Origin of the sequence: Bradyrhizobium sp. NBAIM14 (assembly GCF_020193895.1) — a bacterium.
Lineage (GTDB): Bacteria > Pseudomonadota > Alphaproteobacteria > Rhizobiales > Xanthobacteraceae > Bradyrhizobium > Bradyrhizobium yuanmingense.
In genome coordinates this window covers 77213-103219 of record NZ_JADYVQ010000016.1, presented here as the reverse complement: position 1 = coordinate 103219, position 26007 = coordinate 77213, and the positions used below count along the sequence as shown (strand labels likewise).

The window sequence follows — 26007 nt, the reverse complement described above, 5'->3', positions numbered from 1 at the left end:
AGATTGCCGTGAGGTCATTCAGGTTTCGCATTGGAACGAAGCTCGGCATCGTGACCGGCGTGAGCGTCGTGCTGGTCGGCGGCATGCTGACCAATCAGATGCTCGGCAACCGCTCCATTGCCGAATCCAATCGCCTCGTCACGATCAACTATCTCAACAAGGGCAATGCGCAGGCGGCTCAGACGGCGATGGCACGCGCGCAGCTCGCCGCTCTCGAACTCGGCTCGGCACCGTCAGCCGGAGAGGTGGACAGGCTCCTTGAGCTTCTCCGTACCCGGGCCGGCGAAGCCGGCACTGAAATCGATGCCGCGAGAGAGCGGGCGACCCGCAAGGTCACACAGGACGCTTACCGCGAGGCCAAGAAGTTCGTCGATGCGTATCTGGCCAGCGGCGTCGAGCTCGCCGCGGCGCAAAAGGCGGTCATCGCCGCCCCCGCGGGTGGCGCCAAGCTTGCAGCAGAGTCGGCCAAGGCAAGTATTCTCGCAGAGAATATGCGTCCGGCAGCGCAGGAAGTCAGCAAGCGCATCGACGATCTCGTCGGCGTCGCCAACGAATTCGCCGCGCGCCGCAAGGGCGAGATGCTGGCCGAGTTGGACCGCGTCGCCAATTTCGCTTTGATCGTCGGCCTATTCGTCGTCCTGACGTTGGTCGGCTCCGCAGTCTTTTCCGTCTTGAACGTCGCCCGTCCGATCCGTCGCATCGGCGATGTGCTCCTGCAGCTCGCCGGAGGCAACAAGGCGATCGAAATTCCCTACACCCGCCGTGGCGACGAGGTCGGCGACAACGCCCGCGCGGCACAGACCTTCAAGGACAATCTGATCCGCATCGAGCAGATGGAAGCCGAGCAGAAGAACCATCAAGCCGCTGCGGCCGCTCAGCGCAAGCAGGAGATGACGCGGCTTGCCAACGCGTTCGAAACTGCGGTCGGCGGCATCATCAACTCGGTGTCGGCTGCATCTCAGGAGCTCGAATCCGCGGCCGGCACGTTGTCGGGTACGGCCGAACAAACCCAGCAGCTCTCCGGAATGGTCGCCGCCGCCTCGGAGGAAGCCTCGACCAATGTCGGGGCCGTGGCGTCCGCGGCCGAGGAAATGAGCACGTCGGTCGTCGAGATCGGCCGTCAGGTGCACGATTCCAGCCGTATCGCCGGCGATGCGGTCAAGCAGGCCGAGCGCACCGATGCCCGGATCAACGAGCTGCTCAAGGCGGCGGGCCGCATCGGCGACGTCGTCAAATTGATCACGGCGATCGCCGAACAGACCAACCTCCTGGCGCTAAACGCAACGATCGAGGCGGCGCGCGCCGGCGAGTCCGGCCGCGGCTTTGCGGTCGTGGCGAGCGAGGTCAAGGCGCTCGCGGCGCAAACCGCGCGAGCGACCGAGGAAATCAGCGCGCAGATCGCCGGCATGCAATCGGCAACGCAGGACTCCGTCGGAGCGATCAAGGAAATCGGAACGACCATCGGCCGCATCTCCGATATTTCCACGACCATTGCCGCGACGATCGAACAGCAGGGCGCAGCGACGGCCGAGATTGCGCGAAACGTCAGCGAAGCCGCCAAGGGAACGGTCGAAGTCGCGGACAAGATCGCCCAGGTCAGCCATGGCGCGAGCGCGACCGGCGCGGCGTCGGGACAGGTGTTGGCGTCGGCGCGTTCACTGTCGAGCGAAAGCAGCCTCCTGAAGACGGAGGTCGAGAAGTTCCTCAGCACCGTGCGCGCTGCGTAATGCACAACGAAGCCGCGAGCACGATTGCCGTGCTCGCCGGACATTCATGAGGCCCCGGGATTTCCCGGGTTTGACCGGGGTCGTAATCAACACTAGGTTGAACATTGAGCCGTAAGCAACTCGCTTGCGGAACCTGTTCAGCGAGTCCCCCGCCATGAATATCGATGCGTCGTCCCCCGATTCGCTCGAGCGAATCGCCGAACTCGTTCGTCGGCAAGATAGTTCTCTCGACACCACGCTGCTTCCGCCGGTGGAGGGGTTCCAAACCAGGACCGTCGCGCTCGAAACACTGATGCGCGAGGTGACGGAGTGCCTGGCGGACGGCTTCCGGCATCGCTCGCCGCAAGACTTTCCCATGCTCTATTTTGCATGCGGCAAGGCGCGCGTCGGATCGACGGCCCTGAGCAATCTGTTCGGCATGACCGGGATGCCTTCCTACTATCAGCCTTTGAAGGCCATGCTGCGCGATGCGCTCGTCGGCAAGAGGCCGGCGCCGTGGGCCGTGCCGTCGGCAGACGACGAGCCGCACATCTTCAGCAAGGAAACGATCGGGCCCTACGTGCTCGCCGAGAGCCTGTTCAATCCGCTCAAGCTGCTGATCGAGGCGGGCTATCCGCGGCACCGGCTGCATCTCATCATGCTCGACCGTGAGCCGGCGAGTTCACTGGCATCGTGGCTCGACAAGCTGATCTCGCGCGCGCCTGAAGATGTATTGCTGCGGCACTATGTCGTCGCCGCGCTCAGCGCGGCTCAAGTCGCAAGCTACGCCCAGCGACAGGGCGTTGCCGTCACTCACTACGTCTACGAGTTGAGCAAGGAGGCCGTGTCCTCGGTTCGTGTCCTGTTCGAACGGATCGGCCTTTCGGGCAGCTTCAACGAGAATGCCGTGACGTCCTGGCGTGAGCCGGGAGACTCGCACGCGAACAATGCGCGCGTCATCTTCCCGAGCGAAGCGACGATCTACAAGGTGCCCAATTTGCACACCTCCGACAGTGCCTATCGCTACCAGCGCCGTGCGACGGCCTCTCTGAGCGAAGCGCAACGCGAAGCTCTGGAGCGCTGCGGGGTCAATGATGCCTATCGCGTCGCGGTCGCCGCCTGTGTTCGCGATCTCGGCCTGAATGCGGCACTGTCGCAACGTCTGTTCGGCGACTGGTTTGCTGCGGCTGCGTGATGGTCATGCTGGACGTTCCCACCGGAGCCGATTCCGCACTCCGTGAAGGTGCTGGCGGCAAGCAGCGTCACGTCGCCAGCCACCTCCGCCGTCTGGAGGCGGAAAGCATCCACATCCTGCGAGAGACGGCGGCCGAGTTCCGCAAGCCGGTCATGCTGTATTCCATCGGGAAGGATTCCTCGGTGCTGCTGCATCTGGCGATGAAGGCCTTCGATCCCGGCAAGCCGCCGTTTCCGCTGCTGCATGTCGATACGACCTGGAAGTTTCGCGAGATGATCGCGTTTCGGGACCGACGCGCGCGCGAGCTCGGCCTCGACCTGATCGTCCATACTAATAATGACGGATTGAGCCAGGGCATCGACCCTTTCACCCACGGCTCGGCCCGCTACACCGACGTCATGAAGACGCAAGCGCTGCGACAGGCGCTGGACTTCCACGGCTTCGACGCCGCGATCGGAGGCGCGCGGCGCGACGAGGAGAAGTCGCGCGCCAAGGAGCGCGTGTTCTCACACCGCAGCGCTGCGCATCGCTGGGATCCGAAGAACCAGCGGCCGGAGCTGTGGGGCTTGTACAACACGAGGCTCGCGCCCGGCGAGAGCATGCGGGTGTTTCCGCTGTCGAACTGGACCGAGATCGACGTGTGGGACTACATCCTGCTCGAGGACATCCCGATCGTTCCGCTCTATCTCGCAGCGTCGCGCCCCGTGGTCGAGCGCGACGGAGCATTGATCATGGTGGACGACGACCGGATGCCGCTGCAGCCCGGCGAGGAGCCGCAATCGCGCTCCGTCAGGTTTCGCACCCTCGGCTGCTATCCCCTCACCGGTGCAACGAGCTCGACGGCGGCAACCCTGCCCGAGATCGTGCAGGAGATGATGGCGTCGCGCACCTCCGAACGACAGGGACGCATGATCGACCGGGACAGTCCCGCATCGATGGAGCGCAAGAAGGCGGAAGGTTATTTCTGATGTCCTATCACGAGGCACCGGCGATCGCCGCCGCCGATGCGCCGCAGCTCGAGCAAGACGATCGCCCGACGTTGCGTTTCGTCACCTGCGGCAGCGTCGACGACGGCAAGAGCACGCTGGTCGGTCGGCTGCTCTACGATTCGAAGACGCTGCTCGACGACCAGCTCGACGCGCTCGCCTCGGAGAGCAGGACCGCCGGCACCACCGGCGGCGACCTCGACTTCGCGCTGCTGGTCGACGGGTTGCAGGCCGAGCGCGAGCAGGGCATCACCATCGACGTGGCCTACCGCTTCTTCGCCACGAAGCTGCGCCGCTTCATCGTCGCCGACACGCCGGGACATGCGCAATATACGCGCAACATGGCGACCGGTGCCTCCAATGCTGATCTCGCCGTGGTGCTGGTCGACGCGCGCAAGGGCGTTATCACGCAGACGCGGCGTCACAGCCACATCCTGTCGCTGCTCGGCGTCCGCCACGTCGTGCTCGCCGTGAACAAGATGGACCTGATCGGATTTGACGGCGATCGCTTCGCTTCCATCACCGCCGAATACCTGACTCTGGCCGGTCAGCTCGGGATCTCCCAGGTCCAGTGCATCCCGGTCGTGGCGCCCGACGGCGACAATATCGTCGCCGCGAGCACGCGCATGCCCTGGTACGAGGGACCGACCGTTACGGCCTATCTGGAATCCGTGGACGTGGCCGGGGACACCTCGCAGCAGCCGTTCCGGCTGCCGGTGCAATGGGTGAGCCGGCCGCATGCGGATTTTCGCGGCTTCTGCGGACGGATCACGAGCGGAACGATCTCGGTGGGCGATGCCGTTCGCGCGCAGCCGTCGGGACACCAGACCCGCATCGCGCGCATTCTCACGCCCGCCGGCGAGCGCAATCACGCAAGGTCGGGCGAGTCCATCACCCTCACGCTCGCCGACGAGATCGACGTCAGCCGCGGCGACGTGCTGACCGCCGGATCTGCAGCGCCGGTGGCGGATCAGCTCGCGGCCCATCTCGTCTGGTTCGATGGCGAGGCCATGGTCGCCGGCCGGCGCTATTTGCTCCGGTGCGGTACCGCCTCGACCGGCGCGGTGATCACGGAACTCAAGCACCGGATCGCCATCGACACCATGGCGCGGGAAAGCGCCGCCACGCTCGACGTCAATGAGATCGGCTATGTCCATCTCGATCTCGACCGCCCGCTGGTGTTCGAGGCCTATCGCGACAACCGCGAGATGGGCAGTTTCATCTTGATCGACCCGATCAGCCATCGCACTGCCGCGGCGGGAATGATCGACATGTCGCTCCGCCGCGCCACCAACGTTCATTGGCAGCGGCTTGCGGTCGACAAATCCGTGCGAGCCCGGCTGAAGCAGCAACGGCCCTGCGTGCTCTGGTTCACGGGGCTGAGCGGCGCCGGCAAATCGACCATCGCCAATCTCGTCGACAGCCGGCTCGCCGAGCTCGGGCGCCATGCCGCGTTGCTCGACGGCGACAATCTTCGTCACGGCATCAACCGCGACCTCGGCTTTTCCAACGCGGAGAGGACGGAGAACGTCCGGCGCGTCGCGGAGATCGCGGGGCTGTTCGTCGAGGCCGGCTTGATCGCGCTGGTGGCGCTGATCTCGCCGTTCCGCAGCGAGCGCCAGCTGGCGCGCCAGCGGCTCGAGGCGGGCGAGTTCATCGAGATCCATGTCGCGACGCCGCTTGCCGAATGCGAGCGCCGCGATCCCAAGGGGCTCTATCGCAAGGCTAGGTCGGGCCAGCTGCCGGCATTCACCGGCATCGATGCCCCCTACGAAGCGCCGCTGGCGCCCGACATCACCATCGACACCTCGGAGCTGTCGAGCGAGGCGGCCTGCGAACGCATCATCCGCTACTTGCGAGCGCACAACTACCTGTGACGACCGGGACGAGATCTGCCGGCGTTATCCAGCCGCTCCGACTGCAAGCTCAGAAGTCGGAAGCGATGCCCTTGCGCTCCCAATCGCCGTAGCGGGTGGGCTCGGGCCCCTTCGGCCCCTGCAGCTCCTTCGCCTTGGTCTTGTTCTTGGCCTCATCCTTGGCCTTGGCGGCCGCAGCCTGCCGGCGCGCCTCAGCCTCGGCCAGCGCGCGCTGGGCGGCCGGCGACAGCGGCTTGCGATCGGGAACGGGGTCACTCATCGCCGCGCTTTCTAGCGCAGGACCGCGCACAACGCGATGCCCAATAACGCATTCCTGAAATCGGCTCGGAGCGCTGAAAAACCCGCAAGCGATTCTTACATTTGGCATATTCGCGTGTCAGAGATCGCCTTCTCAAGGCATGCGCCCATCGCGGCGGAACTGCCGCTCGTTCAGAACCTTGCTTCCGCATGCCATCTCAACGTTTCGTCCCTCCGTCCGAAGTGCCCGGCCTTGCGGCGCGACGGATTGCCGCCGACATCGTCGACGGCGTGCTGCACAAGCACCGCACGCTCGACGACCAGCTCGACGGCGGCGGTGCCCATCCCGGACTGAAGACGCTGGCCGACCGCGACCGCGCGCTGATGCGGCGCCTGGTCGCCACGGTGCTGCGCCGGCTCGGCACGCTCGGCCATGTGCTGTCCCGCCTGCTCGACAAGGGCGTTCCCTCCGACGCGCCACGCGCGCAGAGCGCACTTTTGATCGGCGCCGCCCAGATCCTCTGGATGGACGTGCCGGATCACGCCGCGGTCGATCTCTCCGTCCGCCTCGTGCAATCCGACCGCCGCGCCGCGCGCTATGCCGGGCTCGTCAACGCCGTGCTGCGCCGCTGTGCGCGCGAGGGCAAGGCGCTGGTCGAGGAGGTCGCGACGCAATCGCTGGATCTGCCGCCATGGCTGCTCGCGCGCTGGAGCGCTCATTATGGCGAGGCGACCGCACGAGACATGGCATCAGCGCTCGGCCACGAGCCCTCGCTCGATCTCACGGTGAAATCGGATCCCGCCCAATGGGCAAGCCGCCTGCATGGTGAGACGCTGCCGACGGGAACGGTGCGGATGCTGCTGCATGGTTCGGTGACCATGCTGCCCGGCTTCGCCGAAGGACAATGGTGGGTACAGGACGCCGCTGCTGCGTTGCCCGCCCGGCTGTTCGGCGATGTCAAAGGCAAGTCCATTGCCGATCTCTGCGCCGCCCCCGGCGGCAAGACCGCGCAGCTGGTGCTCTCGGGCGCGCAGGTCACGGCGATCGACCGCTCGCCGGCACGGGTGGCGCGTTTGCGCGAAAACCTGGCCCGGCTGTCGCTGCAGGCCGAGACCGTCGTCGCTGACGCCGTGGAATGGGCCGGCCCGGCCGAGGCCTTCGACGGTATTCTGATCGATGCTCCCTGCACCTCCACCGGCACGATCCGCCGGCATCCCGACGTCGCATGGCTGCGGCAGGGCTCCGACATCGCTACCCTGGCCGCGCTCCAGCAGCGGCTGCTGCGCAAGTCGGTGTCGCTGCTCAAGCCGGGCGGGACGCTGGTCTATTGCACCTGTTCGCTGGAACCCGAGGAGGGCGAGCAGGCGGTGGCGGCACTGCTCGCCGCCGAGCCCGCGCTTCGCCGCGCTCCGATCGTGGCATCGGAGGTTGCGGGCCTCGACGAAATCCTCAACGGGGACGGCGACCTGCGCACCCTGCCCTGCCATCTGCCGAACGCCGATCCCAGGCTCGGCGGGCTCGACGGATTTTTCGCGGCCCGGCTCGTTAAATCCTGATTTTGCACTGGATTTTGCGACCACGAGCCTGATTCGCGCCGTTCAAGGTGGTGTCAGGCGTCCGATTTTGGGATTAATAAGGATTCGTCACTGATCCTCTCCCCCATCAAGGCAAGGCGTGTCGGTCGCTCAACGCAGACGTATCTCGACGCTGGTCATGAACCGCTTCGCGCGGAACATGCTCGCGCGCGCGAGCGGCGGTTCCGTTGTGCTGTCGCGAGTCTGGCCCGGCCGCACCGACCGGCTGATCATCGCGCCGCATGACCTGCGGACCGCGGATGCGACTCGCGCTGCCGAGATCTATGCCGGTCGCTTCGTCTTCGCCGGCAAGATCGTCAATTGCCATGGCCGCTCGATCTTCGACCTCGAGCCGCCGTCGGAGGATTGGGAGGTTGCGCTGCTCGGCTTCGGCTGGCTGCGGCACTTGCGCGCCGCCGATACGGCGCTGACGCGGGCGAATGCGCGCGCGCTGATCGAGGACTGGATCTCGAATCCCGCCAACAAGCGCCGCCCCGTCGCGCGGCGCGCCGACGTACTGGCGAGGCGCGTGATCTCGCTGCTCTCGCAGGCGCCGCTGGTGCTGAGCGAGACCGACAACAAGTTCTACCGCCGTTACTTGCGGGCGCTGGCGCGCGAGATCCGCTTCCTGCGCTACACCATGGTCGACATTCCGGACGGGGTGCCGAAGCTGCAGGTGCTGATCGCGCTGTGCTATGCGTCCCTGTGCCTCGCCAACCAGACGCGTCACATCCGCAGCGCCTCCAAGAAGCTGTCCGACGAATTGCAGCGGCAGATCCTGCCCGATGGCGGCCACATCTCGCGCAATCCGGGCGCGCTGATCGAGCTCCTGATCGACCTCTTGCCGCTGCGGCAGACTTTTGCCGCGCGCAATATCGCGCCGCCGCCGGCCCTGCTCAATGCGATCGACCGCATGATGCCGATGCTGCGCTTCTTCCGGCACGGCGACGGCAATTTCGCCCTGTTCAACGGCATGAGCGCGACCTCGTCCGACCTGCTCGCCACGCTGCTCGCCTATGACGACACCCACGGCGCGCCGATGGCGAACATGCCGCATACCGGCTTTCAGCGCCTCGATGCCGGCCAGACCACTGTGATCATCGACACCGGCCCGCCGCCGCCGGCCGGCGTCAGTCACGACGCCCATGCCGGCTGCCTCTCGTTCGAATTGTCGTCCGGCATCAGCCGCATCGTCACCAATTGCGGCATGCCGACCACCGGCCGCGACAATTGGCGGCCGTTCGCACGCAGCACGGCGGCGCATTCGACCCTGACCTATCACGAGACGTCGTCATGCCAGTTCGTCGAGATGTCGGCGATGAAGCGGCTCCTGCACGGCGCGCCCGTCACCAGCGGCCCGGTCGAGGTCGAGAGCTATCGCGAGGTCGTGCAGAACGGCACGCTGCTCACGACCTCACATGACGGCTATCTCGCCAAGTTCGGCGCGATCCACCGCCGCGTGCTGATGATCGCCAATGACGGCGCGCGCATCGACGGCGAGGACGCGCTGTCGCCGCCGCAGGGCGGACGCTTCAAGGGCGCCGATGCCGATTTCGCGCTGCGCTTCCATCTGCATCCCGCAGTGAAGGCAAGCCGGCTGTCGGATGCGCGCGGCGTCATGCTGGTGCTGCCGAACCGCGACGTCTGGACCTTCGAGGCATTGGACGACAAGGTCGATCTCGAGGACAGCGTATTCCTGGCCGGCAATGACGGCCCGCGCCGCACCGCCCAGATCGTGATCCGTCAGAACGCCCGCCAGGCCCCCTCGATCCGCTGGAGCTTTGTCCGCTCCACCGCCTCGCCCGCAGTGACCAATGCCCGCCGCAACGCCCGGCGCGAGCCGGAACTTCCGTTGTAAACAGGCGCGATCCGGCCCAATCTACCCGTTGAGAGCGACGCCAAAAGCTGCTATCGAGCGCTCGCTCGCGCGACTGGCGACCTTGGATGGAGCACCATCGGGAAGCGCGGGACATATAAGCCGCGCGCCTGGGCATAGACACTCCCTGAACAGAGGATCTTGCTCATGACTGACCATCCCCGCCGCGTCACCCGCGCCCTTCTCTCCGTCTCCGACAAGACCGGCCTAATCGAGTTCGCCAAGGCGCTCGCCGCGCACGATGTCGAGCTGGTCTCGACCGGCGGCACCGCGAAAGCGATCGCCGCGGCCGGCCTTAAGGTGAAGGACGTCTCGGAGCTCACCGGCTTCCCCGAGATGATGGACGGCCGCGTCAAGACGCTGCATCCGAAGGTGCATGGCGGCTTGCTCGCGATCCGCGACAACAAGGACCATGCGGAGGCGATGCAGGCGCACGGCATCGCGCCGATCGACCTGCTCGTCGTCAATCTCTATCCGTTCGAGGCCACCGTCGACAAAGGCGCGGGCTTCGAGGATTGCATCGAGAACATCGACATCGGCGGCCCCGCGATGATCCGCGCCGCCGCCAAGAATCACGACGATGTTGCCGTCGTGGTCGAGGCGCAGGACTATCAGGCCGTGCTCGACGAGCTCGCCGCCAACAAGGGCGCGACCACGCTAAAGCTGCGCCGGCGGCTCGCCGCGAAGGCCTATGCCCGCACTGCGGCGTATGACGCCGCGATCTCGAACTGGTTCAACCGTCAGCTCGAGATCGACGCGCCCGACTTCCGCGCTTTCGGCGGCAGGCTGATCCAGTCGCTGCGCTATGGCGAGAACCCGCACCAGACCGCCGCCTTCTACGCGACGCCGGACAAGCGCCCCGGCGTCTCCACCGCGCGGCAGCTCCAGGGCAAGGAGCTCTCCTACAACAACATCAACGACACCGATGCCGCCTATGAATGCATCGGCGAGTTCGACGCCAAGCGCACCGCGGCCTGCGTCATCGTCAAGCATGCCAATCCCTGTGGCGTCGCCGAAGGTCCGAACCTCGTCGAGGCCTATCGCAGGGCGCTGGCCTGCGATTCCACCTCGGCCTTCGGCGGCATCATCGCGATGAACCGCGCCCTCGATGCCGATACCGCGCGCGAGATTACCAAGATCTTCACTGAGGTCATCATCGCGCCCGACGCCAGCGAAGAGGCGATCGCCATCATCGGCGGCAAGAAGAACCTGCGCCTGCTGCTCGCCGGCAGCCTGCCGGATCCGCGTGCGCCGGGCCTGACCGCCAAGACGGTGGCCGGGGGCCTGCTGGTGCAAAGCCGCGACAACGCCGTTGTCGACGACATGACGTTCAAGGTCGTCACCAAGCGCGCGCCGACGGATGCGGAGATGCGTGATCTGAAGTTTGCGTTCCGGGTGGCAAAACACGTCAAGTCCAACACCATCATCTACGCCAAGGATCTCGCCACCGTCGGTATCGGCGCGGGTCAGATGAGCCGGGTGGATTCAGCGCGGATCGCCGCACGCAAGGCGCAGGATGCGGCGGCCGAGCTGAAGCTCGCCGAACCGCTCACCAAGGGTTCGGTGGTGGCCTCGGATGCGTTCTTCCCGTTCGCCGACGGCATGCTTGCCTGCATCGAAGCCGGCGCCACCGCCGTGGTGCAGCCCGGCGGCTCCATGCGCGACGACGAGGTGATCAAGGCCGCCGACGAGCACGGTATCGCCATGGTGTTCACGGGAACGCGGCACTTCAGGCATTGAGTCCATTGACTCGTCATTGCGAGCGAAGCGAAGCAATCCAGTCTGTCTCCGCAAGGAAGGTCTAGATTGCTTCGTCGCAAGTGCTCCTCGCAATGACGAGGATAGAGTTGCATGATGCGGGCTAATCCCGCACCCGCATCAACAGCCCCAGTCCCGCGACGAAGAACACCACCAGCACGGCCATGCCGGCCTTCTGGCTGGCGGTCAGCGCGGTGACCAGGCCGATCAGGAGCGGGCCGATGAAGGACGTCACCTTTCCCGTCAGCGCAAACAGGCCGAAATATTGCGCGATGCGATCCTTCGGCGCGAGATGGATCAGCAGCGTGCGGGAAGCGGCCTGGAGCGGGCCGCCGGCTGCACCGATCAGGCAGCCCAGCACGAGATAGGCGCGCTCGGCCGTACTCGAGAACAGGGCAGCGCCCGCTTGCGGCGGCGCGGTCTTGACGAACAGGACGCTGTCCTTGTCGACGAGGAGAATCGCGGCCACCGACAGCAGCAGGACCAGCAGGCTGCCGGCGATGACGCGCTTCGGCCCGAGACGATCATCCAGCTTGCCGCCGAACCAGGCGCCGAGCGCGCCGGCGATCGCGAGCATGATGCCGAACGTCCCGATCTGGATGGTGTGCCAGCCGAAGGTGCCCGCGGCATAGATGCCGCCGAAGGCGAACAGCGACACCAGACCATCGGTGTAGATCATGTTGGCGAGCAGGAATGCCGCGAGCGATTTCTGCCTCGGCAGACTCTTGATCGACTGCTTCAGCTCCGACAGGCCTTCGCGCAACGCCTCGCCCAGCGGGCGCTTCGCCGGATAATCCGGCGTGAACAGGAACATCGGCGTCACGAAGATGATGAACCACAGCGCAGTCAGCGGCCCCGCGGCACGATCGCCCTGACGTGTGAGGGGATCGAGGCCGAAGAGCGGCGTGACGCCGAGCAGCGTGCGGCCGGTCTCGGGATTGGCGGCGAGCAGGCCGAGCACGATGATCAGGCTGACGATGCCGCCAATGTAGCCCGTGGCCCAGCCGGTGCCGGAGAGACGACCGATCCGCTCCGGCGGCACCAGCGTCGGCATCATCGCGTTGTTGAAGAGCGTGGCAAATTCCGCACCGACGCTGGCGAGCGCAACTGCGGTGAGCACCAGCGGAATGACGGCATGATCGCCGGGCTTGCCGATCCAGAGCGTGCAGGACGCCAGCACAAGCACCGTACCGAAACCTGCGATCCACGGTTTCCTGCGGCCCGAAGCGTCGGCGATGGCGCCGAGCACCGGCGACAACAGCGCGATCGCAAGGCCCGCGGCCGCCATCGCAAAGCCCCACAAGGATTGACCGGCGGCGGGATTTGGCGCAATGGCCGTCGCGAAATAGGGCGCGAACACGAAGGTCGTGATCAGCGTGAAATATGGCTGCGCGGCCCAATCGAAGAAGATCCAACTCACGACGGCGGCGCGCGGCGGATAGGTCCGCGCCACGCCGGCCATGCGCGCATCCGGAGCGATTGTCGTCATCACGCAGCACCCATCACGAACAGTTTTGCCTCTCTTAGAGCAAACGGTATAGCATTACAGTGACGGGTGTGAACCGGTGCAACGCCACGGCGGGAATTCGATGATGTCGTCATATTCGACACGGCGGAGATTTTTAGCCGCCATTACCGTCCTGGTGCTCGGTCTCGCCCCTGCGACCGCTCAGGATGCACGGCAGGGCTATGTTCCGCCCGCACGCGAGGCAGTGCGCGCCGTCGCCGCCGAGCACGGCATGGTGGTGGCGCAGGAGAAGATCTCCGCGCAGATCGGCGCCGACATCCTGCGGCGCGGCGGCAATGCCATCGACGCTGCGGTCGCGACCGGCTTCGCGATGGCCGTGACCTATCCGCGTGCCGGCAATATCGGCGGCGGCGGCTTCATGGTGATCCATTCCGCCGATCGCAATGAAGACATCACGATCGACTATCGCGAAACCGCGCCGGCCGCGACCACGCCGCAGATCTTCCTCGGCGCCGACGGCAAGCCCGACGCGACGAAGTCACGGGATTCCGCGCTCGGCATCGGCGTGCCCGGCACCGTCGCCGGCCTTGCGCTCGCGCTCGAGAAATACGGCTCGGGTCAGTTCACGCTGGCGCAACTGCTGGCGCCTGCGATCGCGCTCGCACGCGATGGCTTCATCGTCAGCGACGACATGGCCGATACGTTGCCGGGCTGGCACCGGCGGCTGGCACGCTGGCCTTCGTCGGCCAGGATATTCTCGCGTCCGGATGGCACGCCGCTGGGCGAAGGCGATCGGCTGGTGCAGGGCGATCTCGCCGAAACGCTGGCGGCCGTCGCTGCACAGGGGCCGCGGGGATTCTACGAGGGGCCGGTCGCCGAGAAACTCGCCAAGGCCGTGACCGATGCCGGCGGCATCATGACGCCGGCGGACCTCAAGGCCTATCAGCCTGTCATCCGCACGCCGGTGCGTGGCAGCTACCGCGGCTATGACATCGTGTCGATGCCGCTACCCTCATCCGGCGGCGTCGTGCTGATGGAGACGCTCAACATCCTCGAGGGCTTCCCTCTGGCCGATCTGAAGCAGGGATCGGCGGCGTCGCTGCATCTCTTGATCGAAGCCATGAAGCGCGCTTATGCCGATCGCGCCCGCTATCTCGGTGATCCCGCCTTCGTCAACGCGCCGATCGAGACCCTCATTGCGAAGGACTATGCCGCGAAGCTGCGCGCAAACATTTCCCTCGAACGCGCCACGCCGTCAAAAGAGCTCGTGACCTCTCCTGCCGCGCCGCGTGAGGGCAGCAACACCACGCATTTTTCCGTCGTCGACACCCGCGGCAATGCCGTCAGCAACACCTACACGCTGAACTTCAGCTACGGCGTCGGCCTCGTCGCCGACGGCACCGGCGTGCTGCTCAACAACGAACTCGACGATTTCACCGCGGCAATCGGCGCCTCCAATGCCTATGGCCTCGTCGGCTTCGAAGCGAACCTTCCCGGACCCGGCAAGCGGCCGCTGTCGTCGATGTCACCGACCATCGTGCTGAGGGACGGCAAGCCGGTGCTGGTGACGGGCTCGCCCGGCGGCAGCCGCATTATCTCGACCGTGCTGCAGGTGATCGTGAACGTGCTCGACTACAAGATGGATGTTGCGGCCGCGGTCGCAGCGCCGCGGCTGCACCACCAATGGCTGCCGGATGAAGTGCGCGTCGAGCGCGGCTTTCCCGAGGGCGTGCTGCTCGAGCTGAAGGCGATGGGGCACCTCGTCCTCGAGCCGATGGGGCAGACATCTGCCAACTCGATTCTGGTGACGCCGAACGGAACGCTGGGCGCAGCCGATCCGCGCACGCGCGGCGCGGAGGCGGCGGGGCAGTAACCTGCTCCCGGAATGACGGAGTAAGGGAGCTTACCGCCCGACCTGATACGGCCCGCCCTTCTCCAGCGCGCGCGCATAGGCAGGCCGGGCGTGGATGCGCTCCAGGAACGCCATCGCCTTGGGATGGCCCTGCTCGAGGCCGCCGCGAGCTTGGGCGGCTTCGAGCGGAAAGCTCATCTGGATGTCAGCCGCGGTGAACTCGCTGCCGGCGAACCATTCGCTCTTGCCGAGCTCGCCTTCCCAATAGTCCATGTGCTGCTTCAGCTGCGGATTGACCAGCGCGGTCAGCGCCTGGTTGGAGACTTTGCGCACCAGCGGGCGCAGCAAGGCCGGCGCACGTTTCGGCATCAGCGTGAACAGCAGCTTGAGCAGCAGCGGCTGCATCGCGGATCCTTCCGCATAGTGCAGCCAATAGGTGTAGCGCAGCCGCTCCGGCGTGTTCGGCGGCGGGATCAGCCGCCCGTTGCCGTAGGTGGCGATGAGATATTCGATGATCGCGCCTGATTCGGCGATGGTGTTGCCGTTGTCGGTGATGACGGGCGATTTGCCGAGCGGATGGATGGCGCGCAGCTCCTTCGGCGCGCGCATGTCCGGCTGACGCTGATAGCGCACGATCTCGTAGGGAACGCCCAGCTCCTCGAGCAGCCACAGCACGCGCTGCGAGCGGGAATTGTTGAGGTGGTGAACGGTCAGCATCGCGGGGTCCTCACGGCTTGGTCGTGGTCATCGGCCGCGCCGTTGGTGCCAGCCCGGGAACACATTGTCGAGCCGTCGCTGCGGATATTTTTATCCGGGTATATTGACGCGAGTAATTTACCCGGGTATTAAATCGGCAACGCGATCAATATGGCAATGATTCCAATGCAAGGGACCTACACAGCTTTCGCCGGCCAGCGCCGGCTTGTCTCCGGCACGGCGGGCGAGGTCGCGCTTGCCGTCAAGCGGGCGACGCAACCGCTTGACCAGCCAATCATCATCTTCGAGGACGCCACGGGCCGATCGATCGACTTCGATCTGCGTGGTGGAGATCGCGAGGTGTTGGCGCGCTTGACGAAGCTTGTCCCGCCGTCGGCTGAGGCGACCGAAGCACCCGCAGAGCCGCGCGGTCGCGGCCGGCCGAAGCTCGGCGTGGTCGCGCGCGAGGTGACCTTGCTGCCGCGGCACTGGGAGTGGCTCAACGCACAGGCCGGCGGCGCTTCGGTCGCGCTGCGCAAGCTCGTCGACGAAGCCAGGCGCGCCAGCGGCGACAAGGACCGCGAGCGGCAGGCGCGCGATGCGGCCTACCACTTCATGTCGACCATGGCCGGCGATCTGCCGCAGTTCGAGGAAGCCTCGCGCGCCCTGTTCGCGGATGACCGGCGACGCTTCACCGGCCTGATCGCCGACTGGCCGACCGACATCCGCGACCACATCGTCAAGCTCGCCTACAGCGACCGCGCTTAGACCGCGCGCCGCTTCTCACGCCCCATCGACGGCCGAGCCGCGCATTGCGCGGTAACGGCTTCGCACGCCCTGATGAAAGGCCAATGCCATGTCTGCCGCAAAGCCGCTCTGGACCACATTCCTCCGCTTTCTCGCACCCCTGATGCTGAGCAACGCGCTGCAATCGCTGTTCGGCACCGTCAGCAACGTCTATCTCGGCCAGATGATCGGCGTCGACGCGCTCGCTGCGGTCTCGGCGTTCTTCCCCGTGATGTTCTTCCTGTTCGCCTTCGTCATGGGCCTCAGCACCGGCGCCACCGTGCTGATCGGCCAGGCCTTCGGCGCCGGCGAGCATGGCCGGATCAAGATCATCGTCGGCACGACACTCGCCGTCGGCCTGCTGCTCTCGATAGCGATTGCACTCGTTGGCGGGATCTTCAGCCGGCCCCTGATGGTGATGCTCGCCACGCCCGCGGACATTCTCGATGAAGCCAGCGCCTATGCGCGCATCATGCTGTTGACGATGCCGCTCGGCTTCATCTTCCTGCTGATGACGGCGATGATCCGCGGCGTCGGCGATGGAGTGACGCCGCTGCTGGCGCTGGCCTTGTCGACGGCGATCGGCCTGATCCTGACGCCGATGCTGATCCGCGGCACGTTCGGATTGCCGGCCGTCGGCATCACCAGTGCTGCCTGGGCGGCTGCGATCTCGAACACGCTGACGCTGATCGTGCTGGCTGCCTATCTGCTGCGGAGAAAGCACGCGCTCGCGCCGGATGCGACGCTGCTGCGTCACCTCCGACTAAACGGCGCCGTGCTCGGCAAAGTCCTCGGGATCGGCCTGCCGAGCGCGATCGGCATGGTGGTGATGGCGATCGCTGAGCTTGTGCTGCTCGGCCTCGTCAACGGCTTCGGCTCGAATGCCACCGCGGCCTATGGCGCCGTCAACCAGGTGATGGGCTACACCCAGTTCACGGCGATGTCGATTTCGATCGCGGTCTCGATCCTCGGCGCCCAGGCCGTCGGCGGCGGCGACCGGGCCCAGCTTGACGGCATCGTGCGGATGGGCCTTGCGTTCAATATCGTCCTGACCGGCGGGTTGGTGGCGCTGATCTACCTCGCGCCACGCGCGGTGCTCGGTATCTTCATCACCGAGGGCGCCGTGCTGGATCTGGCGAAGGGATTGCTCAACATCGCCTTGTGGAGCTCGGTGCCGTTCGGGCTCGCCACGGTGTTCTCGGGCGCAATGCGCGGCGCCGGCGTCGCGTTGACGCCGATGCTGCTGTCGATCTTCGCGATCGCCGCAATCGAGCTGCCGGCTGCAATCATCCTCAGCCACACGGTCGGTCTGACCGGCGTGTGGGCCGCCTATCCCATCGTGTTCTGCGCCATGTTGATTCTGCAGATGGGCTATTACCATCTGGTGTGGCGCAAGCGGGCGATGCAGCGCCTGATCTGACGGTCAAAGTATTATGACCGTCATTAAACGATAGACCTGTGGCGCGGCCTGCGCCACAATGAGAAAAAGCCGCTCAGAAAGCCAGGCCAGGGAGAATGATTTTGACCCGCACCGCCCCGCAATTCCTGTTCGATTTCGGTAGCCCCAACGCCTATCTCAGCCATCTGGCGATTCCAGCCATCGAGCAGCGGATCGGCGTCAAGTTCGAATATGTGCCGATCCTGCTCGGCGGCATCTTCAAGTCGACCAACAACAAGTCGCCGGCCGAGACGCTCGCCGGCATCAAGAACAAGCGGGAGTTCCAGCAGGTCGAGACCGAGCGCTTCATCAAACGCTTCCATGTCCAGCCCTATGTCTGGAATCCGCACTTTCCCGTCAACACGCTGAACCTGATGCGCGCAGCGATCGCAGCGCAGCTCGAGGGCGTGTTCGAGACATATGTCGAGGCCACCTTCCACCACATGTGGCGCGAGCCGAAGAAGATGGACGATCCCGAGATCGCGGCGAAGGCGCTGGCGTCGTCTGGTCTCGATGCGCAAAAGCTGTTCGCCCGCGCCGGGGAACCCGAGGTGAAGGCCAAGCTGATCAAGAACACCGAGGAGGCGGTCGCCCGCGGCGCCTTCGGCTCGCCGACCTTCTTCGTCGGCAATGAAATGTTCTTCGGCAAGGAGCAGTTGCGCGAGGTCGAGGAGATGGTGTCGGGAAAGTGAAGCGCGCGAATGGCGAGTAGCGAATAGCGAGTGGAAATCGCGCCCACTATTCGCTACTCCCTATTCGCCATTCGCCAATAGTAAAAGCGGAGTTCTCCCATGCGCATCCTCGTGGTCGGCGCCGGCGCCATCGGCGGCTATTTCGGTGGCAGGCTGTTGCAGGCCGGCCGCGACGTGACCTTCCTGGTTAGGCCTCGCCGCGCCGGCGAGCTCGCGAGCGCCGGCCTCGTCATCAAGAGCCCGAACGGCGATGTGACCTTGAAGAACCCGCCGACGGTTCAGGCCGACGCGATCAAGAACAAATTCGACGTCGTGCTGCTCAGCTGCAAGGCATTCGACCTCGACGATGCCATCAAGTCGTTCGCCCCCGCGGTGGGGCCGAACACCGCAATCATCCCGATGCTCAACGGCATGAAGCATCTCGACACGCTGGACTCGAGGTTCGGCAAGGAGCGCGTGCTCGGCGGCCTCTGCGCCATTGCGGCCACGCTGAACGAGAAGCGCGAGGTGGTGCAGCTCCAGCCGATGCAGTCGCTCAGCTACGGCGAGCGCGACGGCGGGATGTCGGACCGGGTGAAGGCGATCGACGAGGCCTTCAAGAGCGGCATCAATGGCGCCAGCGCCAGCCAGAACATCATGCAGGACATGTGGGAGAAGTGGGTGTTCCTGTCCTCGCTCGCTGCAAGCACCAGCCTGATGCGGACTTCCGTCGGCAATATCCTCGCCGCGCCCGGCGGCCGGGAGTTCCTGCTCGGCATGCTGGATGAGACCAGCGCGGTTGCCACGGCGTCCGGCTATCCGCCGGGCGGCCCGTTCTTCGATCGCGTCAAAGGCAATCTCACCACCGAGGGCTCGCCGCTGACGGCGTCGATGTTCCGCGACATCAAGGCCGGCCTGCCTGTCGAGGCCGATCACGTCATTGGCGATCTCATCGCGCGCGCCGACTCCGCCAAGGTGCCGGTGCCGAAGCTGCGCATCGCCTATACGCATCTGAAGGCGTATGAGAGGCAGCGGGCGGGGTAGGGCGTAACCACACATTCGGTGTCGTCCCGGGGCTCGCGACTGTGTCGCGCCCCGGGGATGACGAGCTGCGATTGACGAAACAGCTCAGCGCTATTTCAAGTGCGCGAGATAGTGCGAGACGGCGGTGATCTCCTCATCGCTCATGTGATAGGCGACGTCGGCCATCGCGGCGACGCCGCCGCCGACACGCTGGCCGGCCTTGTAATCGTGCAGCGCCTTGACGAGATATTCCTCACGTTGCCCCGCGAGCCGCGCCACCGCCTTTGTGCCGGCATAGCTGTCGGTATGGCATGAGGCGCAGCGGCGGCCGGCGGCCACCTGCGCCCCCTTCTTCGACAGGTCGGGATCCCCGTCTTCGGGTCCCTTCGGCGGCGCCAGCGAGGCGAAGTAAGCGCCGAAATTGCGGATGTCCTCGTTGGTGATCCCTTCCACGATCGGCTGCATCTGATCGTTCTTGCGCGCGCCGGCGCGGAAGAACACGAGCTGCCATTGCAGGAATTGATCGGGCTGGCCGGCGAGCGAGGGGATGTTCTCGGTCTGCGAAATGCCGTTCTCGCCGTGGCAGCCGGAGCAGGCGGCGGCCTTCTCCTTGATCGCGGCATTGTCGGCGGCCGTAGCCGGGATGAAGGCGTCGAGCGTCAGGAGCGCAACCGCGCTGATTGCGTGCGAAATGATCTGCCGGCGCATGGGGGAGGATTCCGATCTATCGAGCTCGTCATTCCGGGGCGTGCGGAGCACGAGCCCGGAATCCATAACCACGAGCCGGGGTTATGGGTTCCGGACTTGCGCTGCGGCGCAATCCGGAACGACAGCATGAGGCACTGAAACGGAAGAAGCTGCGGCCGTCACCCGGTCGCAGCTTTCTCCGTCAGGTCGCGCTACTTCTTGCTGTAGCTGATGCGATAGATCGCGCCGGCCCAATCGTCGGCCACAAGGATTGATCCGTCCTTGGCGATGATGATGTCGTTGGGACGGCCGAGATAGCCCTGGTCACCCTCGAGCCAGCCGGAGGCGAAGACCTCCCGCTTCGGGTTCTTGCCGTCGGGCCCGACGATCACCCGCACGATGCGCGCGCCCTGGTACTTGTGGCGATTCCAGGAGCCGTGCTCCGCGATCAGGATGTTGTTCTTGTAGTCGGCGGGGAACTGGTCGCCGGTGTAGAACTTCATGCCGAGCGGTGCGACATGGGCACCGAGGTTCAGTACGGGCGGCGTGAACTCGGAGCATTTGTGGCCCATCGCGAACTTGTCGTCAGGCAGATTGCCCTGATGGCAATAGGGATAGCCGAAATGCTCGCCGATCCGGTTGATCATGTTCAGCTTGTCCGAGGGCAGATCATCGCTGATCCAGTCGCGGGCATTCTCCGTGAACCAGAGCTTGCCGGTGCGCGGATCGACGTCGCCGCCGACCGAGTTGCGGACGCCGAGCGCCCAGATTTCGGCGTTGCCGGTCTTGGGATCGACGCGCCGGATCTGCGACACGCTGGTCGGCGGAATGCCGATGTTGAAGGGCGGGCCGAACGGCAGGAAGAACCAGCCTTCCTTGTCGACCGCGATGTATTTCCAGCCATGCGCGGCATAGGACGGCATGTCGTCATAGACGACCTTGCCCTGGCCGAGATTGTCGAGATTGGCTTCGGCGTTGTCGTAGCGGATCAGCTTGTCGACGGCGATGACGTAGAGCGCGCCGTCCTTGAAGGCGAGACCGGTGGGCATGTTGAGGCCCTTGAGGACGGTCTTGACCTCCTTCTTTCCGTTGTTGTCCTTGATGGCATAGACGTTGCCGAGGCCGAACGAGCCGACGAACAACGTGCCCTTGTCGCCCCAGGCCATCTGCCGCGCGGCCAGCACGCCGGAGGCGTAGACCTCGATCTTGAAGCCCGGCGGCAGCTTGATCTTCTTGACGATGTTGGCGAGCTCGGCGTCGGAGGCGCCGGTCGGCGGGCCCGACGGCGGCGCGAGGCCCTTCTGCGCCTCGGTCTCGTCACCGAGGAACCAGTCATCCGGCGGATGGGTCCAGAACTCCTTGGTGCTGGAATCGTATTTCTTCAGCGGCTTGTTCTTGTCCTGCTGCTGCGCGTTGCCGGCGCCGGTCCCCGCGAGAAGGGCCACGGCTGCAAGCGCCAACACGGATCGATGGAACATCGATGTCATCGCATCACTCCCCTAAGGCAGCCATCAGGGCTGCGCGTTATTTTGTTTTGCTAGTCGAGAGGCGAAGTCTTGAGCCCGTCGGGACGACAGACGCAAAAAGGGTAGCACATCTGCCCATCGTGAGAAGCGCGCCGGATGCAGCGCGGCTGCGCGCAGCAAAAATTGAGACGGAATGTCAATGAACGGATGAACGCTGCGACGACCGCGCCTCGCGCTGCAACGCGGAATCAACAGCGCGCGCGCAACGTCGTCAGGCGGTCCGCCGGGGTGGGCATACAAAAGTGCGAAAACAACCCCATGCACAGTAGAACTGCGCAAGTTGATCCGCGCGCGGTGACGCCGGACAATCATTTGAAGCGTCGAGTAAAATAATCGCGGCGCTCACGGGGCGACGGGGTAGGGTCCGTCGTCGAACAGCGTGTCGTGGTAGCCTTTCGATCCGACCTCACGCGCCAGCGTGCTGCGGACGTCGCGGCCATCGCGCAGGCTGCGCAGCACATGCGCGAAGTCGAATTCGGGTCGCCAGCCGAGCTCCCGCCGCGCGCGCTCGTTGACATAGACCCGGTCAATCGCGGGGAAGAGCCGCCAGCCGCGCGCCGCATAGAGCTGCGCGCACTCCGGATAGAGCTCGCGCACGACGCCGGCGGCATCGCGCGCCAGCGCTCCGAGATGACGTTGCTCGAACGGGCTCGTCGCCGAGACGATGTAGCGGGCGAAGCCGATGCCGGGCGCACGCTCGACGGCGAGCAGATGCGCGCTCACTGCGTCCGCGATATCCAGCCGGCGGTAGAGCAGCTCGTTGGCCTGCGCGTTGTCCAGCGTGTAGGCCGATCGCATCGCCGGATCGTCGTCGTCCTCCGGAAAGAAGCGCGAGGTCCGCAGAACCACGATCGGTAGCGCGCGCTCGCGAAAGAACAGCTCGCAGAGGTTCTCGGCCATCAGCTTGGTCGTGCCGTAGATGTTCTTCGGCACCGATGGCAGCTCCTCGGTGACCCACACCGCCGCCTGTCCCGCCTCGGGCCGCAGCTGCGAGCCGAATGCGCTGGTGGTGCTGGTGAAGACAAAGCTCTTCACGCCGGCCGCGACTGCCGCCTCGAGCAGGTTCAGCGTTCCTGACACGTTGGTGTCGACAAAATCCTGCTTGGAATGGGTCGCCACATGCGGCTTGTGCAGCGTCGCGGTGTGGACCACGGCGGTGACGCCGTCCATCTGGCGCCGCACGAAGGCGGGATCGACGACGGAGCCAACGGCATCGGTGAAGGGGGAGGGCTTGAGATCGACGCCGCGGGCGGGCGACCCGCGCCCACGGAGCGTCCGCAGGACCGCCTCCCCGAGATGGCCAGCGCTACCGGTGACCAGGATTGTCATTGCAAGTCTCGCCCGCCGTTGCGCTTGGCTTTTTGCTCTTCGTATTGCGCCTGGAGCATTGGATTGCTCGTCTCGCCTGCGACTGTGTCTGCGTTGCCGCCGTCCAGGCCCGGCGCGGCCTTGATCCCGTCGGCGATGTTGCTCTCCGAGCCCTTGCGGATGAATGGCTTAAGGTAAGCATCAAGTTTGCCCTTGCCCGGCTCTTCGAGCTCCTGCGTCAGGGCTGCGAGATACTGAACTTTGTCCGTGGCGGCCCAATCGATGCTGATGCCTGCACGCCGCGCAAGTTCCGCATGGATCAGCATGATAGTGCGGCCATTGCCGTCCAGGAATGGATGGCCATAGGCGAGATAGCCAATCACTTCGCCGGGCTTTTCCGCCATGAACGCCTCGTCTTGTCCCTTCTCCAACGCGTAGTCGATAGCTTTGCGGATGTCATTGGGATGGGCGAAGATCACAGAGCCCTTCTTTACGAAGATGTGGGACGCGTTCGTATGACGGTCCTCTCCAGCCCAGGGGAACACTCCTTCAAAAAGCGTTTTGTGTGTTTGGAGGACATCGGCGTAGCTTAGGGAAGGCTGCGCCTTGAGATGATCCAAGGCTGCATCGATGCCGGTCAGAAAGGAATTGTGCAGGAGGCGCTGAACGATTCCGGGATCTTTGGCCTTCGCGACGTTGCGCAAATAACCGCGCGTCGCAAATCTCCAAACGGATCAAACGTCACAGACGGCTTTCGCGAAGATAGCGCGCTTGAAGACGCACCGCTTGGACACGATCCAAAATCCCGGCGCGCTGGAGTGCGACGATGGTATTCTCGATAGGATCGAAATTCACGTCATCGCCGGAGAGCCGCGTCACGTGATGGGCAAAGACATCGTTCGATGTCGCGATCACTGCCACGTTGTTAGCGGCCGCCAACCGCTGGATTACACCAGCGGTATACTGGGCCTTGGTGGCGGAGCGCTGAGCAGACATGGAAACTCCTCTCCCCAAATATAGTGAACCAAGGCCTGAGAATCCATTGAGTTGCTGCCTTCCCGGCGTCTTCACTTGCCCGTAAATACCGAAAGACCTTCAAAATTGCTCCGGCCTCGGTTTGAGGCCGCTCTCGCAAGCGCGGACAGCAAATCGCCGTACGAGGCGGCTCATGCCCAACAACAGCTCGCGCTTGCCCTTTGGAGTCTTTGAGGCTCATACAATGCTCTCCGAGGTTGGAGAGCGCTTCCTAGGCCAGCCTAGGAAAAACTGGAGCGGGCGAAGGGGCTCGAACCCTCGACCCCGACCTTGGCAAGGTCGTGCTCTACCACTGAGCTACACCCGCATCCTGTGTCGGTCGCGTGACGCGCCGGCAACGGCTGTCGTATGCCAAAAGCGGGAGGGGAATGCAACAGCTACAGGCGGCCTCAATTCGCAATTCGGACCCTGTATGGAGCCCAAAGCCGGCCAAATCGACCGGAAACGTCCCGGAACCGGCGAATCGGAGGGCCTGGATTGAAATTCGGCCCATTCGGCCCAATTTAGGAGCCGACCACAAGCATATGACGCGGCGGCGTGCTAAAGAGCCGCCATTCCAGAAATGACGAGGGAATCCCGTGACGATCATCGACCAGGGTAACGGAGCGGCGGGCCCGGCTGCGGCCGACCTGATCAAGGACACCACCACCCAGACCTTCGTGAAGGACGTCATCGAGGAATCGAAGCGCCAGCCCGTGCTGATCGATTTCTGGGCGGAATGGTGCGGCCCCTGCAAGCAGCTCACCCCCGTCCTGGAGAAGGCGGTGAAGGCGGCCAAGGGCAAGGTCAAGCTGGTCAAGATGAACATCGACCATCATCCGGCGATCCCGGGCCAGATGGGCATCCAGTCGATCCCGGCCGTGATCGCCTTCGTCAACGGCCAGCCGGCCGACGGCTTCATGGGCGCGGTGCCGGAGAGCCAGGTCAACGCCTTCATCGAGCGGCTGACCAAGGGCGTCACCGCGCCGGGCGAGGTCAACGTCGCCGAGATCGTGCAGGAGGCCGACGCAGTGCTCGCCGAGGGCGACGCGGCGGCGGCGGCGCAGATCTATGCCGAGGCGCTGCAGCATGATTCCACCAACATCGCGGCGCTTGCGGGCCTTGCGAAGTGCTACGCCGTTTCCGGCGCGATGGAGCAGGCCAAGCAGACGCTGGCCATGGTGCCGGAATCCAAGCGCAACGACCCGGCCGTGAAGGCGGTGCAGACCGCGATCGATCTCGCCGAGCAGGCGAAATCGCTCGGACCGGTTGCCGAGCTGGAACAGAAAGTCGCCGCAAACCCGCTCGATCATCAGGCCCGATTCGACCTCGCCACCGCGCTCAACGCCCAAGGCAACCGCGCGGCGGCGACCGAGCAGCTGCTCGAGATCATCAAGCGCGACCGCAAATGGAACGACGACGGCGCCCGCAAGCAGCTGGTGCAGTTCTTCGAGGCCTGGGGCGGCACGGATGATGCAACCGTCGAAGGCCGCAAACGTTTGTCGACGATCCTGTTTTCGTAACGGCCTTTTTTGAGCATGATCTGTTCGGAAAACCGCTCCACACTTTGCGCTAACGCGGTCCTTCGGATCCGGATCATGCGCTAGCAACGCCAGGGGACCGGGCAGATGCCGATCAACATCGAATATCGCGGGCCCGCCGACCTCCCGGAGATCATTCCGGTCTTCCCGCTGCCGGGCGCGCTGCTGCTGCCCCGCGGCCAGATGCCGCTCAACATCTTCGAGCCGCGCTACCTTTCGATGGTCGACGATTCCTTCCGCGACGGCCATCGCCTGATCGGCATGATCCAGCCCGACATCGCGCACTCGCGGAAGGATTCCGACAAGCCGGCGCTGTTCCGCGTCGGCTGCGTCGGCCGCATCACCCAGCTCGCCGAGTCCGGCGACGGCCGCTACATCCTCGAGCTCACCGGCGTGTCGCGCTTCAAGGTGGTCGAGGAGCTCGAGGTGCTCACCCCCTATCGGCAGTGCAAGGTGGACTTCTTCGCCTACGTCGACGATTTCACCGCGCGCCGCGGCGAGGAGGAGGTCGACCGCGAGGCGCTGCTGGCGGTGCTGGCGGACTTCCTGAAGGCCAACAACCTCAAGGTCGACTGGGAGGGCGTCGAGAGCGCGCCCAATGAAGCCCTCGTCAATGCGCTCGCGATGATGTCGCCCTACGGCCCCGCGGAAAAGCAGGCCATGCTGGAGGCGCCCGACCTGAAGACCCGCGCCGAGATCCTGATCGCCGTCACCGAGATGGACCTCGCCAAGAAGCGCACTAGCGGCGACCCGCCGCTGCAGTGATCGTCAAGCGACCCAAAGCGCG

22 protein-coding genes, 1 tRNA gene and 1 riboswitch are annotated in these 26007 nt (G+C 65.1%); of the genes, 14 read left to right on the top strand and 9 right to left on the bottom strand.

Annotated features, from left to right (window positions below; all coding sequences use genetic code 11):
• The first annotated feature begins 8 nt into the window (after positions 1-8).
• The 4 genes from I6F28_RS28620 (at position 9) to cysN (ending at position 5764) form a co-directional block, all read left to right on the top strand.
• Complete coding sequence (locus I6F28_RS28620) at positions 9-1727, top strand: methyl-accepting chemotaxis protein (RefSeq protein WP_074447588.1); 1719 nt, start codon at positions 9-11, stop codon at positions 1725-1727.
• A gap of 154 nt (positions 1728-1881) precedes the next feature.
• Positions 1882-2901: a sulfotransferase family protein gene (locus I6F28_RS28615; RefSeq protein ID WP_225142323.1), complete on the top strand. Its 1020-nt coding sequence runs from the start codon at positions 1882-1884 to the stop codon at positions 2899-2901.
• A 5-nt stretch (positions 2902-2906) separates the two neighbouring features.
• A complete protein-coding gene (cysD, locus tag I6F28_RS28610; protein WP_036024260.1) occupies positions 2907-3869 on the top strand; it encodes a sulfate adenylyltransferase subunit CysD in 963 nt (320 codons plus the stop codon).
• Entirely contained in the window at positions 3869-5764 is a 1896-nt protein-coding gene (gene cysN / locus I6F28_RS28605; RefSeq protein ID WP_225142311.1) for a sulfate adenylyltransferase subunit CysN, read from the top strand. Before cysD ends, cysN begins: the two co-directional genes overlap by 1 nt.
• Before the next feature lie 49 nt (positions 5765-5813).
• Here cysN and I6F28_RS28600 read toward each other — a convergent pair whose 3' ends face one another.
• Positions 5814-6023 (bottom strand): DUF1674 domain-containing protein, encoded by a 210-nt coding sequence (locus I6F28_RS28600; RefSeq protein ID WP_036024240.1) that lies wholly within the window; start codon positions 6021-6023, stop codon positions 5814-5816.
• A gap of 188 nt (positions 6024-6211) precedes the next feature.
• On the opposite strand from I6F28_RS28600, the gene I6F28_RS28595 reads away from it, so the two are divergent.
• The 3 genes from I6F28_RS28595 (at position 6212) to purH (ending at position 11192) form a co-directional block, all read left to right on the top strand.
• Complete coding sequence (locus tag I6F28_RS28595) at positions 6212-7558, top strand: RsmB/NOP family class I SAM-dependent RNA methyltransferase (protein WP_225142310.1); 1347 nt, start codon at positions 6212-6214, stop codon at positions 7556-7558.
• A gap of 157 nt (positions 7559-7715) precedes the next feature.
• Positions 7716-9434, top strand: coding sequence for a heparinase II/III family protein (locus I6F28_RS28590; protein ID WP_036038852.1), 1719 nt, complete (start codon positions 7716-7718; stop codon positions 9432-9434).
• A 59-nt stretch (positions 9435-9493) separates the two neighbouring features.
• Positions 9494-9575: riboswitch (ZMP/ZTP riboswitch) on the top strand.
• 24 nt (positions 9576-9599) lie between these two features.
• Positions 9600-11192 (top strand): bifunctional phosphoribosylaminoimidazolecarboxamide formyltransferase/IMP cyclohydrolase, encoded by a 1593-nt coding sequence (gene purH / locus I6F28_RS28585; protein WP_225142308.1) that lies wholly within the window; start codon positions 9600-9602, stop codon positions 11190-11192.
• 121 nt (positions 11193-11313) lie between these two features.
• Here purH and I6F28_RS28580 read toward each other — a convergent pair whose 3' ends face one another.
• Entirely contained in the window at positions 11314-12699 is a 1386-nt protein-coding gene (locus tag I6F28_RS28580; RefSeq protein WP_036024247.1) for an MFS transporter, read from the bottom strand.
• 100 nt (positions 12700-12799) lie between these two features.
• Between I6F28_RS28580 and ggt the strand changes: the two genes are divergently transcribed.
• Positions 12800-14551 carry a gamma-glutamyltransferase gene (gene ggt / locus I6F28_RS28575; RefSeq protein WP_225142307.1) on the top strand — a complete coding sequence of 584 codons (1752 nt, stop codon included), beginning with the start codon at positions 12800-12802 and terminating at the stop codon, positions 14549-14551.
• 30 nt (positions 14552-14581) lie between these two features.
• On the opposite strand, the gene I6F28_RS28570 is transcribed toward ggt, so the two are convergent.
• Entirely contained in the window at positions 14582-15247 is a 666-nt protein-coding gene (locus I6F28_RS28570; protein ID WP_036002974.1) for a glutathione S-transferase family protein, read from the bottom strand.
• Positions 15248-15397: 150 nt separating this feature from the next.
• On the opposite strand from I6F28_RS28570, the gene I6F28_RS28565 reads away from it, so the two are divergent.
• The 4 genes from I6F28_RS28565 to panE all read left to right on the top strand — a co-directional run bounded on the left by I6F28_RS28565 (position 15398) and on the right by panE (position 19165).
• Positions 15398-15994, top strand: a complete 597-nt coding sequence (locus I6F28_RS28565) for a DUF2239 family protein (RefSeq protein ID WP_225142305.1) — start codon at positions 15398-15400, stop codon at positions 15992-15994.
• Between the two features lie 88 nt (positions 15995-16082).
• Positions 16083-17432, top strand: coding sequence for an MATE family efflux transporter (locus I6F28_RS28560; protein ID WP_225142302.1), 1350 nt, complete (start codon positions 16083-16085; stop codon positions 17430-17432).
• A 101-nt stretch (positions 17433-17533) separates the two neighbouring features.
• The gene (locus tag I6F28_RS28555) at positions 17534-18142 is read left to right on the top strand and encodes a 2-hydroxychromene-2-carboxylate isomerase (protein WP_193374950.1); all 609 of its coding nucleotides are present in this window, start codon (positions 17534-17536) and stop codon (positions 18140-18142) included.
• 99 nt (positions 18143-18241) lie between these two features.
• Complete coding sequence (gene panE / locus I6F28_RS28550) at positions 18242-19165, top strand: 2-dehydropantoate 2-reductase (RefSeq protein ID WP_225142300.1); 924 nt, start codon at positions 18242-18244, stop codon at positions 19163-19165.
• Between the two features lie 90 nt (positions 19166-19255).
• Here the strand turns inward: panE and I6F28_RS28545 are convergent, their stop codons facing one another.
• The 6 genes from I6F28_RS28545 to I6F28_RS28520 all read right to left on the bottom strand — a co-directional run bounded on the left by I6F28_RS28545 (position 19256) and on the right by I6F28_RS28520 (position 24007).
• Positions 19256-19852 carry a c-type cytochrome gene (locus I6F28_RS28545; protein ID WP_225142298.1) on the bottom strand — a complete coding sequence of 199 codons (597 nt, stop codon included), beginning with the start codon at positions 19850-19852 and terminating at the stop codon, positions 19256-19258.
• Between the two features lie 191 nt (positions 19853-20043).
• A complete protein-coding gene (locus I6F28_RS28540; protein WP_036003007.1) occupies positions 20044-21318 on the bottom strand; it encodes a PQQ-dependent sugar dehydrogenase in 1275 nt (424 codons plus the stop codon).
• Between the two features lie 381 nt (positions 21319-21699).
• Positions 21700-22686: an NAD-dependent epimerase/dehydratase family protein gene (locus I6F28_RS28535; protein WP_225142295.1), complete on the bottom strand. Its 987-nt coding sequence runs from the start codon at positions 22684-22686 to the stop codon at positions 21700-21702.
• A complete protein-coding gene (locus I6F28_RS28530; RefSeq protein WP_225142293.1) occupies positions 22683-23369 on the bottom strand; it encodes a Fic/DOC family protein in 687 nt (228 codons plus the stop codon). Before I6F28_RS28530 ends, I6F28_RS28535 begins: the two co-directional genes overlap by 4 nt.
• A gap of 37 nt (positions 23370-23406) precedes the next feature.
• Positions 23407-23661, bottom strand: coding sequence for a hypothetical protein (locus tag I6F28_RS28525; RefSeq protein WP_036003012.1), 255 nt, complete (start codon positions 23659-23661; stop codon positions 23407-23409).
• 271 nt (positions 23662-23932) lie between these two features.
• Positions 23933-24007 (bottom strand) — tRNA-Gly (locus tag I6F28_RS28520).
• 271 nt (positions 24008-24278) lie between these two features.
• Here I6F28_RS28520 and trxA point away from each other — a divergent pair.
• Positions 24279-25202, top strand: a complete 924-nt coding sequence (gene trxA / locus I6F28_RS28515; protein ID WP_025033093.1) for a thioredoxin — start codon at positions 24279-24281, stop codon at positions 25200-25202.
• Positions 25203-25307: 105 nt separating this feature from the next.
• A complete protein-coding gene (locus tag I6F28_RS28510; protein WP_036003016.1) occupies positions 25308-25985 on the top strand; it encodes an LON peptidase substrate-binding domain-containing protein in 678 nt (225 codons plus the stop codon).
• The last annotated feature ends 22 nt before the right edge of the window (positions 25986-26007 follow it).

Excerpts from the sequence above, each read along its gene's own strand:
- panE (WP_225142300.1), top strand. The coding sequence starts at position 18,242 with ATGCGCATCCTCGTGGTCGGCGCCGGCGCCATCGGCGGCTATTTCGGT.
- I6F28_RS28595 (WP_225142310.1), top strand. The coding sequence starts at position 6,212 with ATGCCATCTCAACGTTTCGTCCCTCCGTCCGAAGTGCCCGGCCTTGCG.
- I6F28_RS28615 (WP_225142323.1), top strand. The coding sequence starts at position 1,882 with ATGAATATCGATGCGTCGTCCCCCGATTCGCTCGAGCGAATCGCCGAA.
- I6F28_RS28510 (WP_036003016.1), top strand. The coding sequence starts at position 25,308 with ATGCCGATCAACATCGAATATCGCGGGCCCGCCGACCTCCCGGAGATC.
- ggt (WP_225142307.1), top strand. The coding sequence starts at position 12,800 with ATGATGTCGTCATATTCGACACGGCGGAGATTTTTAGCCGCCATTACC.
- I6F28_RS28545 (WP_225142298.1), bottom strand. The coding sequence starts at position 19,852 with ATGCGCCGGCAGATCATTTCGCACGCAATCAGCGCGGTTGCGCTCCTG.
- I6F28_RS28525 (WP_036003012.1), bottom strand. The coding sequence starts at position 23,661 with ATGTCTGCTCAGCGCTCCGCCACCAAGGCCCAGTATACCGCTGGTGTA.
- I6F28_RS28560 (WP_225142302.1), top strand. The coding sequence starts at position 16,083 with ATGTCTGCCGCAAAGCCGCTCTGGACCACATTCCTCCGCTTTCTCGCA.
- I6F28_RS28580 (WP_036024247.1), bottom strand. The coding sequence starts at position 12,699 with ATGACGACAATCGCTCCGGATGCGCGCATGGCCGGCGTGGCGCGGACC.
- cysN (WP_225142311.1), top strand. The coding sequence starts at position 3,869 with ATGTCCTATCACGAGGCACCGGCGATCGCCGCCGCCGATGCGCCGCAG.
- I6F28_RS28570 (WP_036002974.1), bottom strand. The coding sequence starts at position 15,247 with ATGCTGACCGTTCACCACCTCAACAATTCCCGCTCGCAGCGCGTGCTG.
- cysD (WP_036024260.1), top strand. The coding sequence starts at position 2,907 with ATGCTGGACGTTCCCACCGGAGCCGATTCCGCACTCCGTGAAGGTGCT.
- I6F28_RS28590 (WP_036038852.1), top strand. The coding sequence starts at position 7,716 with ATGAACCGCTTCGCGCGGAACATGCTCGCGCGCGCGAGCGGCGGTTCC.
- I6F28_RS28600 (WP_036024240.1), bottom strand. The coding sequence starts at position 6,023 with ATGAGTGACCCCGTTCCCGATCGCAAGCCGCTGTCGCCGGCCGCCCAG.
- I6F28_RS28540 (WP_036003007.1), bottom strand. The coding sequence starts at position 21,318 with ATGACATCGATGTTCCATCGATCCGTGTTGGCGCTTGCAGCCGTGGCC.
- purH (WP_225142308.1), top strand. The coding sequence starts at position 9,600 with ATGACTGACCATCCCCGCCGCGTCACCCGCGCCCTTCTCTCCGTCTCC.
- I6F28_RS28535 (WP_225142295.1), bottom strand. The coding sequence starts at position 22,686 with ATGACAATCCTGGTCACCGGTAGCGCTGGCCATCTCGGGGAGGCGGTC.
- I6F28_RS28565 (WP_225142305.1), top strand. The coding sequence starts at position 15,398 with ATGGCAATGATTCCAATGCAAGGGACCTACACAGCTTTCGCCGGCCAG.